This is a genomic window from Janthinobacterium sp. GW822-FHT07H10 (genome assembly GCF_058798675.1).
In genome coordinates, this window is record NZ_JBXAKS010000001.1 from 652888 (window position 1) to 666533 (window position 13646).

Annotated in this window: 14 protein-coding genes and 1 tRNA gene; 7 read left to right on the plus strand and 8 right to left on the minus strand. The window is 61.5% G+C overall.

The genetic code is table 11. From position 1 onward, the window contains the following. The first annotated feature begins 19 nt into the window (after positions 1-19). The 4 genes from dnaG (at position 20) to AC1RDJ_RS02985 (ending at position 5148) form a co-directional block, all read left to right on the plus strand. Positions 20-1816, plus strand: a complete 1797-nt coding sequence (gene dnaG, locus AC1RDJ_RS02970) for a DNA primase (protein ID WP_493026442.1) — start codon at positions 20-22, stop codon at positions 1814-1816. 466 nt (positions 1817-2282) lie between these two features. Next, positions 2283-4523 (plus strand): RNA polymerase sigma factor RpoD, encoded by a 2241-nt coding sequence (gene rpoD / locus AC1RDJ_RS02975; RefSeq protein ID WP_071322143.1) that lies wholly within the window; start codon positions 2283-2285, stop codon positions 4521-4523. 108 nt (positions 4524-4631) lie between these two features. Continuing rightward, positions 4632-4710, plus strand: a tRNA-Ile gene (locus tag AC1RDJ_RS02980). Between the two features lie 102 nt (positions 4711-4812). Continuing rightward, positions 4813-5148 (plus strand): FKBP-type peptidyl-prolyl cis-trans isomerase, encoded by a 336-nt coding sequence (locus AC1RDJ_RS02985; RefSeq protein ID WP_071322144.1) that lies wholly within the window; start codon positions 4813-4815, stop codon positions 5146-5148. Between the two features lie 15 nt (positions 5149-5163). Here AC1RDJ_RS02985 and AC1RDJ_RS02990 read toward each other — a convergent pair whose 3' ends face one another. Together AC1RDJ_RS02990 and AC1RDJ_RS02995 are read right to left on the minus strand one after the other, a co-directional pair. Continuing rightward, positions 5164-5598, minus strand: a complete 435-nt coding sequence (locus tag AC1RDJ_RS02990) for a DUF2726 domain-containing protein (RefSeq protein ID WP_493026443.1) — start codon at positions 5596-5598, stop codon at positions 5164-5166. Positions 5599-5746: 148 nt separating this feature from the next. Further along, on the minus strand, positions 5747-6460 hold the full coding sequence (locus tag AC1RDJ_RS02995) for a YjjG family noncanonical pyrimidine nucleotidase (protein WP_493026444.1): 714 nt from the start codon (positions 6458-6460) through the stop codon (positions 5747-5749). A 144-nt stretch (positions 6461-6604) separates the two neighbouring features. Between AC1RDJ_RS02995 and AC1RDJ_RS03000 the strand changes: the two genes are divergently transcribed. After that, positions 6605-7123 carry a DUF2947 family protein gene (locus tag AC1RDJ_RS03000; RefSeq protein ID WP_493026445.1) on the plus strand — a complete coding sequence of 173 codons (519 nt, stop codon included), beginning with the start codon at positions 6605-6607 and terminating at the stop codon, positions 7121-7123. 61 nt (positions 7124-7184) lie between these two features. On the opposite strand, the gene AC1RDJ_RS03005 is transcribed toward AC1RDJ_RS03000, so the two are convergent. Both AC1RDJ_RS03005 and AC1RDJ_RS03010 read right to left on the minus strand, forming a co-directional pair. Beyond that, positions 7185-7670, minus strand: coding sequence for a BPSL0067 family protein (locus AC1RDJ_RS03005; RefSeq protein ID WP_232251039.1), 486 nt, complete (start codon positions 7668-7670; stop codon positions 7185-7187). Positions 7671-7680: 10 nt separating this feature from the next. Next, positions 7681-8184: a DUF4265 domain-containing protein gene (locus tag AC1RDJ_RS03010; protein WP_071322149.1), complete on the minus strand. Its 504-nt coding sequence runs from the start codon at positions 8182-8184 to the stop codon at positions 7681-7683. 84 nt (positions 8185-8268) lie between these two features. Between AC1RDJ_RS03010 and AC1RDJ_RS03015 the strand changes: the two genes are divergently transcribed. After that, positions 8269-8658 (plus strand): GFA family protein, encoded by a 390-nt coding sequence (locus AC1RDJ_RS03015; RefSeq protein WP_071322150.1) that lies wholly within the window; start codon positions 8269-8271, stop codon positions 8656-8658. Here AC1RDJ_RS03015 and AC1RDJ_RS03020 read toward each other — a convergent pair. From AC1RDJ_RS03020 to AC1RDJ_RS03030, 3 genes are all read right to left on the minus strand, one after another. Continuing rightward, positions 8655-9122 (minus strand): lipocalin-like domain-containing protein, encoded by a 468-nt coding sequence (locus AC1RDJ_RS03020; RefSeq protein ID WP_071326229.1) that lies wholly within the window; start codon positions 9120-9122, stop codon positions 8655-8657. The genes AC1RDJ_RS03015 and AC1RDJ_RS03020 overlap by 4 nt on opposite strands. A 152-nt stretch (positions 9123-9274) precedes the next feature. Beyond that, a complete protein-coding gene (locus AC1RDJ_RS03025; protein WP_493026446.1) occupies positions 9275-9937 on the minus strand; it encodes a hypothetical protein in 663 nt (220 codons plus the stop codon). A gap of 188 nt (positions 9938-10125) precedes the next feature. Then, complete coding sequence (locus AC1RDJ_RS03030; protein WP_071326231.1) at positions 10126-10845, minus strand: Crp/Fnr family transcriptional regulator; 720 nt, start codon at positions 10843-10845, stop codon at positions 10126-10128. Positions 10846-11468: 623 nt separating this feature from the next. On the opposite strand from AC1RDJ_RS03030, the gene AC1RDJ_RS03035 reads away from it, so the two are divergent. Then, positions 11469-13154, plus strand: a complete 1686-nt coding sequence (locus AC1RDJ_RS03035) for a methyl-accepting chemotaxis protein (RefSeq protein WP_493026447.1) — start codon at positions 11469-11471, stop codon at positions 13152-13154. Here the strand turns inward: AC1RDJ_RS03035 and AC1RDJ_RS03040 are convergent. Beyond that, positions 13151-13399, minus strand: a complete 249-nt coding sequence (locus tag AC1RDJ_RS03040; RefSeq protein WP_493026448.1) for an oxidoreductase-like domain-containing protein — start codon at positions 13397-13399, stop codon at positions 13151-13153. The genes AC1RDJ_RS03035 and AC1RDJ_RS03040 overlap by 4 nt on opposite strands. Between the last annotated feature and the right edge of the window lie 247 nt (positions 13400-13646).

The window sequence follows — 13646 nt, forward strand, 5'->3', positions numbered from 1 at the left end:
ACAAGACCCGCCCTAGCCAGTGATACCTCAATCCTTCATTTCCGATTTGCTCAACCGCGTCGATATCGTCGATGTCGTGGGGCGCTATGTGCAACTGAAAAAAGGTGGCGCCAATTTCATGGGCCTGTGCCCGTTCCACAGTGAAAAGTCGCCCAGCTTTACCGTCAGTCCCACCAAGCAGTTCTATCATTGCTTCGGCTGTGGCGCGCATGGCACCTCGATCGGCTTCCTGATCGAGTACTCGGGCATGGGCTTCGTCGACGCCGTCAAGGACCTGGCGCAGAACGTGGGCATGGTGGTGCCGGAGGCGGACGACAAGATTCCGCCGGCACAGCGCGCGCAGATCCAGGCGCAGAGCCTGGCCCTGTCCGATGCCATGACGCAGGCGTGCGATTACTACCGCGGGCAATTGCGCCATGCGCCGGAAGCCATCGCCTACCTGAAGAACCGGGGCTTGACGGGCGAAGTGGCCGCTCGCTTCGGCATGGGCTTCGCGCCGGGCGGCTGGGACAACCTGCGTTCCGTCTTCCCCGACTACGACGTGGTGGCCCTGGCCGAAGCGGGCCTGGTGATCGACAAGGTCGATGAAGAGGGGAATAACCGCAAGCGCTATGACCGTTTCCGCGAACGCATCATGTTTCCGATCCGCAACACCAAGGGGCAAGTCATTGCCTTTGGCGGCCGCGTGCTCGACCATGGTGAACCGAAATACCTGAACTCGCCGGAAACCCCCTTGTTTTCCAAGGGATTCGAACTCTATGGACTGTTCGAGGCGCGCCAGGCCATCCGCGATGCCGGCTATGTGCTGGTGACGGAAGGCTATATGGACGTGGTGGCACTGGCGCAAATGGGTTTCCCGCAAGCGGTGGCGACCCTGGGCACGGCGTGCACGCCCACCCACGTGCAAAAACTGCTGCGCCAGACCGACAGCGTGATCTTCAGTTTCGATGGCGACAAGGCCGGCCGCCGCGCCGCGCGCCGCGCGCTGGAAGCGAGCCTGGCCCACGTGTCGGACAACAAGACGATCAAGTTCCTGTTCTTGCCGTCCGAACATGATCCGGACAGCTACATCCGCGAATTTGGCACCGTAGGCTTCGAGCAGCAAGTGCATGAAGCCATGCCGCTGTCGCAATTCCTGCTCAAGGAAGTGTCGGGCGAGCATGACCTGTCGGAGCCGGAAGGGCGCGCGCGCGTGCAGTTCGACGCCAAGCCGCTGCTGCAGCTGATGGCTCCGTCATCGTTGCGGCTGCAGATCGTGCGCGGCCTGGCGCAGCTGACGCAGTCCACGCCGGCCGAAATCGAAGGCTTGTTCGAGCTGGCGAAACCTGTTGCCCTGGCGCATCGCGCGCCGCCGAAATCGGGCCGTCCCGTGCCGGTCGGGCTGGAATTGAAGATCATGCGCATGCTGGTGGCGCATCCGCCGCTGACCCTGCGCGTCGATGAGGCGGCGCTGGCCGCCTTCCAGCACCTGGGGCCCGATGCGGCGCACAGCCTGGGGCAGCTGGTGGCCGTGGGCCAGGCGCTCGGCGAGCACGGCAGTTTTGCCGCGCTGGCGCAGCAGTTGAAGGAGCTGGGCAGCGAATACGACGAGATCATCGGCGAGATCGCGGCCGGCACGGAATCCGATTACGACAGCGAATTGTCGTGGCTGGTCAGCACCATACGCGAGATCAAATTGAATGCCTTGAAGGCGGAATTGCAGCAATTGTTTGCCTCGGGTTTGCCATCCGAGAAAATTGGTGTACGCTACCGCGAAATCATGCAGGAGCAGGGGGTGCTGGAGCGCGAACGCGATGCCGAGTTGGTGAATCGCTAATCTTGCCCTGAGGGTATGGCGCGCACTGGAAAAACATTTTTCGCGTGCTATAATTAAATGCTAAGTATTGTGTGCTTTGGCAAGCTAGTTCTGTTTCGTAAATAGTATTTGTTTTCAGTAAGTTAGGCTCTTGATCGGCGCGGAAGATCGTGTCGGCAGCCAGGGCCAACTGGCGTTTTCGGCGTTGCAGGCAAGGCTTGCAGACGCTGGCAAGCCGCGCCAGGCTCTCGCTCCCAACGCGGTCGGATGCAGAATTTTCTGCCGAACACGGCTGGCGACAGTCGGTGGACAGGAAGTGCTGCGTATCCCGCGGATCGTGGCCGATGAGGTGTAAGTAACGTAACAGTGTCGAATTTGCGTAGTCGGCAGGTTCGAAGATGGTGGTTCCCGCAGGTAGACAGGGAACTGGCAGCAAACTTTATCCTAATCCACCGTAAAGCAAGTCGTTGTGTAATCGAAAGCGCCTGTGCCAATCAAGAAACCCGAATCCAAAGCGGCTGTAAAGCCCACTAAAGTTACCACGAAAGCCGAAAAGGCGCTCGACCGGCCAGAAGCGCGCGTGACCAGCGCGCCCGTGGTCAGCCAGACCACCGACGCCGCCACGCTGGCCGCGATCGATACGTCCGGATATGTCTTGCCGTCGGTAAAAGTGCCAGGCCGCCGCGGCCGCAAGCCTAAAGAATTCCAGCCAGAAAATGATGAAGTCGCCGCGCTGAATGCCGTCGAGCGGGCCGAACTGAAGGCTGTCGACAAGGCCAAGGCCAAGGATCGCAAGGCGAAGGAGCGCGCGCTGCTGAAGGACGCCTTCTCGTCCGACACGGAAGCGAGCGAGGAAGAACTCGAGCGCCGGCGCCAGAAACTCAAGACCCTGATCAAGTTCGGCAAGGAACGCGGTTTCCTCACCTACGCCGAAATCAACGATCACCTGCCCGAAAATATCGTCGATCCGGAAGCCATCGAAGGCATCATCGGCACCTTCAACGACATGGGCATCGCCGTCTACGAGCACGCGCCCGATGCGGAAACGTTGTTGCTGTCGGATAACGTTGCCGTTGTCACCAGCGACGACGAGGCGGAAGCTGCCGCCGAGGCCGCATTGTCGACCGTCGATTCCGATTTCGGCCGCACCACCGATCCCGTGCGCATGTATATGCGCGAGATGGGCTCGGTCGAGCTGCTGACGCGCGAAGGCGAGATCGAGATCGCCAAGCGCATCGAAGATGGCTTGAAGGACATGATCCAGGCCATCTCGGCTTGCCCCGTGACGATCGCCGAAATCATCGCCGCCGCCGACCGCATCGCCAACGAAGAGATCAAGATCGACGAAATCGTCGATGGCCTCGTCGATGAAAACGAGCCGGTCGCCGCTGCCCCTGTCGTGTCCGCTCCCGTCGAGGAAGACGAGGAAGAGGGCGAGGCGGAAGAAGAGGAAGGGGAAGAAGAGGAAGAAGCGAGCGCGTCAGGCGCCGCCGGCTTCTCCGCCGAACAACTGGAAACGCTGAAACGCACGGCACTGGAGAAATTCGCCGTCATTTCTCAGCAATTCGACAAGATGCGCCGCGCCTTCGAAAAGGAAGGCTACAACTCGAAACCGTACGCCAAGGCGCAGGAAGCCATTTCGCAAGAGTTGCTGGGCATCCGCTTCACGGCCAAGGTGGTGGAAAAGCTGTGCGACACCCTGCGCGGCCAGGTCGACGAAGTGCGCCATATCGAGAAGCAGATCCTCGACGTGGCCGTGAACCGCTGCGGCATGCCGCGCGCCCACTTCATCAAGGTCTTCCCCGGCAATGAAACCAATCTCGACTGGGTCGATGGCGAAGTCAACGCCGGACATGCGTACAGCGCCATCCTGGGCCGCAACATTCCGACCGTCAAGGAACTGCAGCAGCGCTTGATCGACCTGCAAGCGCGCGTCGTGCTGCCGCTGCCGGACTTGCGCAACATCAACCGCCAGATGGCGGCCGGTGAAATGAAGGCGCGCAAGGCCAAGCGCGAAATGACGGAGGCCAACTTGCGCCTGGTCATCTCGATCGCCAAGAAATACACGAACCGCGGCCTGCAATTCCTCGATCTGATCCAGGAAGGCAATATCGGCCTGATGAAGGCCGTCGACAAGTTCGAGTACCGCCGCGGCTACAAGTTCTCGACCTATGCGACCTGGTGGATCCGCCAGGCCATCACGCGCTCGATCGCCGACCAGGCGCGCACGATCCGCATTCCCGTGCACATGATCGAGACGATCAACAAGATGAACCGGATTTCCCGCCAGATCCTGCAGGAAACAGGCGCGGAACCCGATCCGGCCACCCTGGCGATCAAGATGGAGATGCCCGAGGACAAGATCCGCAAGATCATGAAAATCGCCAAGGAACCGATCTCGATGGAAACGCCGATCGGCGACGACGACGATTCCCACCTGGGCGACTTCATCGAGGACAACAACACGCTGGCGCCGGCCGACGCGGCCCTGCATGCCTCGATGCGCGGCGTGGTCAAGGACGTGCTCGATTCCCTGACGCCACGCGAAGCGAAAGTGCTGCGCATGCGTTTCGGCATCGAGATGTCCACCGACCATACGCTGGAAGAAGTGGGCAAGCAATTCGACGTGACGCGCGAGCGCATCCGCCAGATCGAAGCGAAGGCGCTGCGCAAGCTGCGCCACCCATCGCGCTCCGACAAGCTGAAAAGCTTCTTGGAAGGCAACTAGAAGCCAATAGGGCTTGACGTGCGCCCCTGATACCCCTATCCTCGCGTGTCCGTTTCCAAAACGGCCGCGCGAGGCGGGCATCAACAGCGCCGCCCCGCCGCAGTCCCCGGGCCTCTAGCTCATGCTTGGTTAGAGCAGCGGACTCATAATCCGTTGGTGCCGTGTTCGACTCACGGGAGGCCCACCAGAATTTAGCAGGAATAGAACGAGCCCCGGCGGGTGACTGCCGGGGCTTTTTTCATGCTGTCGTACAATCGCGGCATGGCGATTTGATGAAAGATGAAACGAGATGACGGCTGAAGTGACGATTGAAGATGTCGTGGTGGGTGATGGCAAGGCGGCGGCACGTGGCGCGCTGATCACGGCGCATTACCGGGGCTGGCTGGAAGATGGCACGGAGTTTGATTCGTCGCACCGGCGCGGCGAGCCTTTCCGCTGCGTGTTGAGCAATAACAAGGTGATCCAGGGCTGGATACTGGGTTTGCAAGGCATGCAGGTCGGTGGCACGCGCAAGCTGTGGGTGCCGGCGCAGCTGGCATATGGCGAGCGGCAGGTGGGATTGATTCCGCCGAATGCCAATTTGATGTTCGAGATTGCATTGCTGGAAGTGCTGACGCGCGACTGATGTGTAGGCGCGCAGTCAGGCGGGCAGCACATCGGCTTTCATGCCGGTTTTCTGCATCAGCAGCCGCTCGATATCGGTGCGCAGCGCCTGTTGCGTGGGGAAATTTGCATAGCGCAAGGTGACATAGCCCGCCTGCCTCAGCATGGCGTCGCGCTCCCGATCCTGGCGCGCGCGGCCGGCGTGGCTGCGGTCGTCGAGCTCGATTACGGCGATGACGTGCAGTTGCTGGCTGCACAGGACAAAATCGGCGACCTTGCGGTCGAAACGGTTTCTGTTTGCCCATCCTTTTGCCGTCACCAGCGCGGAAAACGCCACTTGCGCCAGTACCGTGCATTCCGGCAAGGCCGCCTGCAACAGGCGGTACATCCGCTGCTCGCGCGCCGTCATGACGGGTTTTCTTTGCAGCCGCAGCAGCATACGGGACTTACTGTTCCCGCGCATGGCCAGCATGGCAAGGAGCAGGAGCAGTGCCGCGATGGCGATCAGGACGGTGTAGGGCGGCATGGGCTGGCACCAGATGGAAAATCCTGATAGTACGCGAGAAGCGGCGTGTTTTCGTGCCGCGCCAGCGTATTTCAGGCGGTGCGCTTGTCGCCGATCAAGCCCGTTTCAGCTTGACCGGCAGCGCGTCGAGCACCGGCACGATGTCATGCAGGCTGGCCACTTCATAGGTCGGCGTGGCGACCGAGGTATTGGCCAGGCGGTCCGGGTTGAACCAGCAGCTGTCGATGCCGTAGCGGTTGGCGCCGAGGATGTCGGCGTCGAGCCGGTCGCCGATGATGACGGCCGCGTCCTTGCTGAACGGGCGCGCCATGTTGGCGGCATAGTCGAAAAAGCGTACATCGGGCTTGGCATGCCCGCACGCTTCGGAGGTGGCGACGAAGGAAATGTAGTCGCTCAGGCCGGATGCGGCGATGCGCCGGTTCTGGATGGCTTCGACGCCGTTGGTGATGATGCCCACTTCGCCGATGGCTGACAGGGCTTCGCAGACTTGTCTGGCGCCATCGATGAGCACGACCGTGTCGGGCAGGGAGTCCAGATACAGGCGGCTGGCCAGTTCCGGGTCCAGGTCGATGGCGTTTTCCTGGAAGGACTTGCGGAAGCGTTCCACTTTCAGGAAGTCCTTGGTCACGGTGCCGGTTTCGAAACGTTTCCACAGATCGACATTGATTTCCTGGTAGCGCGTAAACAGGGCATCGATGCCGTCGCGCAAGCCCAGGGTCTGCATGGTGTGCAGGAACGAGCGTTTTTCGGACGCCCTGAAATCGAGTAGGGTATCGTCTAGGTCAAACAGGAATAAGCTGTACTTCATGGCGTGTCTTGAAAGCGGTGGATCCATCTTGCATGGTAGCACGTACTGATGAGTCCGGATGGCTGTCCCACGCACGGGACGCCTGTCTGCGGGGCCGTGCGATCGGCTACAATCGCCGCCACCCGTGTGCCTTGTTTATTTCCCATGATCCTGACCACCGACGCTTGCCGGCCGCTCCAGCTTGAGCCGGACTGGCCATTTTTCGATGCCGATTTTCATGTCACGGCACAGATGCGGGCACAGGTGCGCGCGCTCACGCCAGACGCCGCGGCGCGGCTGTGGACGCGCCATGTCTCTGCGCATCCGGACGAGACCCATCCGATGCATTTATCCAGCGGACATCGCCTGGGCCCGACGGTTTGCGGACCGGATTGGCAAGCGGAGTTCGATGCCGTGTCCATCGAGCATCCTGCGTCACAGGGCAGCGTGGCCGCATTTCTCATCGGCCATTTCCATGGCGTCGTCGCAGACCCCCTCTTTTTCATCGCCAGCCGGTCGCTCGCCTATGTGCTGACGCGAGCCGCGCTTGCCGCATGCTGGCCTTGCCTGTTGACCCTGTCCGATGAAGGGCCATTGCTGTACCAGCCGGTCACGGGAAAGTTCGTCTGGTTTCGGCCGCACGGGGCGTTGGCGGCTGGCGGCGACAAACTGGCGGCCGTTTAGGCGCTGCAGCAGCTGCTTGCCGTGTCATGGCCGTCATGGGAAACCGGCAGCGCGAACGGCTTCATTCGACCACCGCATAGCGCTCCGGGCGATTCGACGGTCCCGCCGCCGAACGGCCAAAGTGAATCACGCGGGCGCCGGGTTTGTGGTTGCGCCGCTGGTCGAAAATTTCGATGCCGCCGGGTACCTGGCGGATAAACAGCGCGGCATGGTTGCCATGCCGCAGATGTTGATAGCGACCGTTGACGAAGGTGGCAATCACCGTGCCTTTCACAATGCCCCCTTTTTTCAGCAGGTCGGGCACGCTGGCACCTTCGCGCCATAGTGAGGAGGCCCGGGCGCCAGCGAGATGCTGGACCAGGGTGTCGCACTGTCCATTTTCCACGACTTCTTTTTGCCTGGCGTAATCGGCGCGCGCAATGTACGGCATGCAATTGCTCCCCGTGGTGGACGATGGCGCAAGCATGCGCCAGATGCGTGCGCGCGTCTTGATACGTACACGGAGAAATGCGCGGTATTGATGTGCATCATGGCAGCGTTTCAGCATGCCAGCCGTCTTACATCCCCACCCACCAGTTGAGCAGGGTTTCATCATCGTCGTCATCGAGGTTGACGTAGATGTTGGCGAAGTACCATTCCACGCCCGTCGTTTCGCGGAAGGCGTCGAAGGGGGCGTTGACGTTGTAGATGCCGTGGTGTCCCGGCACGCTGAAGGTCAGGTTGCCCTTGTACTGGCCATCCATGGTGCCGCCCAGCTGGCTTTGCACGTCGCGTTCGAGCTGCTCGACGGCGGCCTGGTCGACGGCATCGGCGTAGATCTGGATGCAGAAGTTGCCGCCGCGCTTCAAGACTTCGGCGCGGGCGAGCGGGTCGGCGATGCTGACGATGTCGCCGCGCGCCAGGTTCAGGGTCAGGCCTGGCGAGGCCAGCAGTTCGTAGACGTGCTCGTCGATCTGGCGCGCCGGCAGGGTTTCATACACGGGCCCGTCTTTATTTTCACCTGCCAGCACGCGGATGTGCGGCAGTCCTTCGCAATTGATCTCTTCCATTCCTGCTTTCATGATGCCTGGGCCAACCCCAGTACTGTGGTGTGTGGCAATATTGTACCGGGTACCTGTCGTTGGGCTAACGCAGAAGGGAATACGATGGAAAACGTGGTACAGGCGGGCGGCTGCTTGTGTGGCGCCGTGCGCTTCGAGGTGACGGGCGTGGGCGCCAATCCGCATGGCTGCGCCTGCCGTAATTGCCAGCGGCACACGGGGGCGCTGACGGCCGCGTGGGTGGAGTTTGCACGCGATCAAGTGCGCTGGACGGGCACGGCCGGCGCGCCGGCGAGGTACCGTTCTTCCGCTTATTCCAGCCGCGCCTTTTGCGTCACTTGCGGCAGCTCCATCGGCGCCATCGATGATGCGCCGACGGTGGCCTTGCTGGTGGGCAGTTTCGACGATCCCGGCCAGGCGGCGTTCGCGCCAGCGTATCACTCGTTCGAGGATGGCGTGCCCGGCTGGTGGCCGAACGGCGTCGTCGCGGATTAAGCGTATTCGGCGGGTGCCACGGCGCGTTTCCAGCGCAGGTGGGCGATCACTTCGCGTCCGCGTGCCAGCATCGGTGTGTAGGTGCTCAGGTGCAAGATATCACCATCGAGGCGGGCTACGCGCTGTTGCACCTGGCCTATCCAGTTGGGGAACAGCGACAGCTCCACGCAGTGGCTGAGCAAGCCTAGTTGTTCATCGACGTGGTAGGGGCCGGAATAGCTGAGGTAAGCGCTCGCTGCATCGCGGAACTCGTCGGCGCTGGCCTGGTAGAGATCGCCACCCGGAAATGGCTTGCGGCCCCGGCGCATCAGCTGCGCGGCCATGTAGCCGTCCGGTGCATACAAGATGGTGCCTTGCGCATCCTCGCCCATCGGGTAGGAGGCGTGCGATTCTCCCACCGCAGTTTCCGTGTAGGACTGCAGTTGCCAGGTGCCGATCAATTGCGCGCGTAATGTGCCGCCCATCGCATACTCCTTGAGGTTGGTCAAAGTATGTTGCAGTGCACATTGAATCACAGGGATTATTTCCGTGCCGCACGTTTTAAATGGCTGGCGGACATGAAAAAAGCACGCCGCAGCGTGCTTGGGGGGCATGGCCTGGCGCGTTCGCGCCGGGCTTAGAAGCGGTAGGTGGCGCTGATGCGCAGCACCGGGTAAGCCTTGAAATCCTTGACCTTGTCGGCCAGTTTTTCGTTTTCAGCGGCAACGTCCGTTTTCAGGGCGGCGCATACGAGCGGGTCGCAGCCGGTATTGCGCAGCGAGGTGCTTGGTGAACCCTGGAACAGCACGCCTATATCGCTGGAAATGCCCCAGCCGGCTTCTTTTACCGGGTTGCCCCAGCCGATGCCGATGTAGGGAGCGACCTTGCGGAAGTCGATGGTGCCGTCCAGCTGGCCTGCGCTGGCTGCCGTGTAGGTGTTGCCATTGAGCGTGTAGCTGCCGGTTTTGTTCGGCTTGCCTTTGGCATCGATCTTATTGCCGTTGTACACGACACCAGCGCTCACGCGGAAGGCGCCGTCCATGGGGAAGTAATCGAGCAGGGCGTCGAAGGTGCGCAGCTTGAGCTTCAGCTTGTAGTCGACGTCGTCGGTGCTGGAGTCGTAGGAGTAGTTCAGGAAGCCGACGCCGAAACGGGCATTCAGGTTCGATTGCAGTGGCACGCTCAGGTGTGCGCCCACGCCCGTGCTGCCCACGTCGGCCGAGATGGCCATTTCTGCCTGGGCTTGGCTTGCGCAGAACATGCCAGCCAGCAAGGTGGCGATCAGGTGTTGCTGTTTCATGCTTACGGACTCCAGTCGTTAATCTAACTACGCGATAGATATTCCATGTGGGAATTAAAGTTTCCACATGGAAATTTCTTCGGGGATGATAGAGCCTGGAATGACGTAAGGCAAGATGAAGCGGAGGCTGGCAGGGCAAGGTGTTGCTTTCCTGCCGCAACACGGCTCCGCCAGCTTGTGATCGCTGTTTAATTGTGGGCACTGATGCCGCTGCGGAACTGTTCGAAGCCGGCACGTGCTGCCTTGTAGCAATTGCCCGCTGCCGCTTCCAGGCCTTCACGGTCCAGTACTTCCACCGTGCCGCGGCGGTACTGGATCAAGCCTTCGTCCTGCAACTTGCGCGCCGTGACGGTGACGCTTTCGCGGCGCACGCCCAGCATGTTGGCCATGGTGTCCTGGGTCACTTTCAGCTCGTTCGACAGCGAACGGTCGAGGCGGTCCAGCAGCCAGCGGCACAGCTTTTGTTCGATGCTGCAATGGCGGCCGCCGACCACGTTCTGCGCCATTTGCGCAAACATGGCGCTGGTGTAGCGCATCAGCAATTGCGCCAGCGCACCGCCTTCGTTGAACACTTCGCGCAGGAAGGCCGTTTTCAGGCGATAGCCGTAGCCGGCGCTTTGCACGATGGCCGTGCAGGTGGCGCGCTCGGCTTCGTACAGCACCACGCCAGCGACGCCTTCGCGGCCGATGACGGCGATCTCGGTGGTGGCGCCGTCTTCCATCACATACAGCAGGGAAACGATGGCGTTGGTGGGGAAGTAGGTGTACTCGATCTTGCCGCCGCAATCGAACAGGTGTTTCCCGGCAGGCAGGGCGACCAGTTCAAGCTGGCAAAACAGGCGCTCCAGATCGGCGCGCGACAAGGCGCGCAGCAATTCGTTCTGTTGCGCACCGGTGATGCTGATCATCGGCGCGGCGGGCGTTTTTGCCGGGGCTGCTTGCCAGTCATGCTGGGTGGCGGCGTGGTGATTCGTGGCTGGGGTCAGGTTGCTATAAGCTTTGTACATGATATGGCCTCGTCTTCTGATTTTGTTGGATGGCGCTGCGCTTCCGGCTTGCTAGCGTTGTGCTGAATGTTGTATCCACTATAAGACGAGGGGGCGTTCGCTGGCATCGGATGAGCCGACGCGCTTATGTAGGCTAGGAACATTGCCTCGTGTCATCCGACTCCTACGCCGGCTTTTTCTTATCCCCGCCGGTAAATAACAGTGGTTTGGCAAAAATGCGACATGAAGCCGGCATAAAGCGAACTTTGCCTGCGTGAAGCGGTCAAACCATCCTGCGCCCCTGAGCCGCGGTGATAAAATGTTGCGTTGCGGAAATTTGACTTGTGTCTCGGTATGAACTGCTCTTGTGTGCCGGGATGTTGCGGTGTGCGCTGTTGCTTCGCGCTGCTTGCCCTGCCACCATCCTGCGATGCCTGTCTTGCTTCGCGCCCTGTGGCCGCATCGTGTCCTTACCGTGCTTTCGTCGCGCCGTTGATCGCGCGCGCCGGCCTCGCCCCTGTTTGACTTAATGAAGGAAGCAACGCATGAAATGGTTTCTTGATCTGAAAATTGCCACCAAGTTGATCTTGTCGTTTGGCGCCGTGCTGTTATTGACGGCGGCACTGGGCGTGTCGGCGATTTTTTCCATGGCGCGCATCAATACTGCATCGACCGACCTGTCCGCCAACTGGATGCCCAGCGTGCTGGCGGCCATGTCCATGCGCAGCGATGTTAGTGATTTCCGCCGCTGGGAACTGGCGCACATGCTGGCCGCGCAAGACGCCGACATGGCGCAGAATGAAACGCGCATGACGGAAACGCAAGCCAAGCTGAAGGCGGACGGCGACAAGTACCGCGCACTGATTTCCGAACCGGGCGAGCTGGAAGTCTTCGAGCGCTTCCTGGCGCTTAACGATGAATTCATGCGCCTGCATGCGACCATGCTGAGCCTGTCGCGCGAGATGAAAAAGGAAGAGGCGCGCGCCTTGGCCGTGGGGCCATCGGCCAAGGTCATGACCGACATGATGGTGGTCCTGGATAAGCTGGTGAGCATCAATTCCGACGGCGGCGTGCGCTCGAGCGCCAGCGCCGATGCAACCTATGCGGCCTCGCGCGCCAGCCTGATCGGCCTGGTGGTGGGCATTGTGGCCGTCGGCATGCTGCTGGCGCTGTGGGTGGCGCGCAGCGTGTCGCGTCCACTGATCGAGGCGGTCGGCGTGGCGCGCCAGGTGGCGGCCGGTGACTTGACGGCGCACATTGTTGTGCAATCGCAAGATGAAACGGGGCAGCTGATGCTGGCCCTGAAAGAGATGAATGCCAGCCTGCAAAGCCTGGTGGGGCAGGTGCGTAGCGGCACGGACACCATCGCCACGGCGTCGAGCCAGATCGCGGCCGGCAACCAGGACCTGTCGTCGCGCACGGAAGAGCAGGCCAGCTCGCTGGAAGAGACGGCTTCGTCGATGGAAGAGCTGACCTCGACCGTAAAGCAGAACGCGGACAATGCGCGCCAGGCCAATACCATGGCGCTGACGTCGTCGAGCATCGCCATCGAGGGCGGCAAGGTAGTGGGCGAAGTGGTGGGCACGATGGCGTCGATCAATGCGTCCTCGCGCAAGATCGTCGACATCATCGCCGTCATCGACGGCATCGCCTTCCAGACCAATATCCTGGCGTTGAATGCGGCTGTCGAGGCGGCACGCGCGGGCGAGCAAGGGCGCGGCTTTGCCGTGGTGGCGACGGAAGTGCGCAACCTGGCGCAGCGTTCGGCTGCTGCGGCCAAGGATATCAAGGTCCTCATCGGCGATTCCGTTGAGAAGGTCGAGGCGGGTTCGAAACTGGTGGATCAGGCGGGCCGCACGATGGACGACATCGTCGCCAGCATCACGCGCGTGACGGACATCATGAGTGAGATCACGGCCGCCAGCAACGAGCAGAGCGCCGGTATCGAGCAAGTGAATCAGGCGATCGCCCAGATGGACCAGGTCACGCAGCAAAATGCGGCGCTGGTGGAAGAGGCGGCCGCGGCGGCCGAGTCGATGCAGGAGCAGGCCGCCAGCTTGAGCGAGGTGGTCAGCATCTTCAAGCTCGATGCCGCCAGCGCCGTCGTACACGCGCCACGGCCAGCCTCGAAGCCGGCCGCCGTGGCAGTGCCGGCGCGGACGACAGCGGCGCCACGTCAACTGGCTACCGCGACGCGCAGCGCGCCGGCCGATGAGTGGGAAACCTTTTAAGGCAGGGCCGGCTTGCGGCGCTTGCTGACGGCTTTGGCGGGCGCTGCGGCAGCGGCGTTGGCCTGGCGCTGTTGCCATGCGCGCAGCGCGTCTTCGTAGGCGGCCAGGTCTTCCTGGTACATCTCCAGCACGCAAAAGGTGCAGCCGCTATGGCAGCACTCGTCATTGCCTGGCTTGATGGGCGGCTGCGGCTGGGGATCGTGGAGAGGGGAAGCGCTGGACATGGTGGCGGAAGTGGGCTGCAAGGGGCGTCAGGGCCGCATGATACGGTATTCAGGCGGGTGGTTGCTGGAACGTTTTTTGCTCAAAAATCACGGTTTCCGTGTACAGTTGCGCTGAATTAGGGTATCGTTTACAGCACTGATATTGTATCTTCTGCGCGCGATGTTCCGCCGGCGCAACCTCCGCCGCCATCGCAGCACACTTCCCCGACGCTCCCGCACTCGCCCTACAGCATGTCCCGGAGCATGGAGGTGCCGCAAGTACAATGAT

Coding starts and splice junctions, on each gene's coding strand:
- AC1RDJ_RS03020 (WP_071326229.1), bottom strand. CDS start 9,122: ATGGGCGGCACATTACGCGCGCAATTGATCGGCACCTGGCAACTGCAG.
- AC1RDJ_RS03035 (WP_493026447.1), top strand. CDS start 11,469: ATGAAATGGTTTCTTGATCTGAAAATTGCCACCAAGTTGATCTTGTCG.
- AC1RDJ_RS02985 (WP_071322144.1), top strand. CDS start 4,813: ATGACGGCTGAAGTGACGATTGAAGATGTCGTGGTGGGTGATGGCAAG.
- AC1RDJ_RS03030 (WP_071326231.1), bottom strand. CDS start 10,845: ATGATCAGCATCACCGGTGCGCAACAGAACGAATTGCTGCGCGCCTTG.
- AC1RDJ_RS03015 (WP_071322150.1), top strand. CDS start 8,269: ATGGAAAACGTGGTACAGGCGGGCGGCTGCTTGTGTGGCGCCGTGCGC.
- AC1RDJ_RS03000 (WP_493026445.1), top strand. CDS start 6,605: ATGATCCTGACCACCGACGCTTGCCGGCCGCTCCAGCTTGAGCCGGAC.
- AC1RDJ_RS02995 (WP_493026444.1), bottom strand. CDS start 6,460: ATGAAGTACAGCTTATTCCTGTTTGACCTAGACGATACCCTACTCGAT.
- AC1RDJ_RS02990 (WP_493026443.1), bottom strand. CDS start 5,598: ATGCTGGCCATGCGCGGGAACAGTAAGTCCCGTATGCTGCTGCGGCTG.
- AC1RDJ_RS03025 (WP_493026446.1), bottom strand. CDS start 9,937: ATGAAACAGCAACACCTGATCGCCACCTTGCTGGCTGGCATGTTCTGC.
- AC1RDJ_RS03005 (WP_232251039.1), bottom strand. CDS start 7,670: ATGCTGAAACGCTGCCATGATGCACATCAATACCGCGCATTTCTCCGT.
- AC1RDJ_RS03010 (WP_071322149.1), bottom strand. CDS start 8,184: ATGAAAGCAGGAATGGAAGAGATCAATTGCGAAGGACTGCCGCACATC.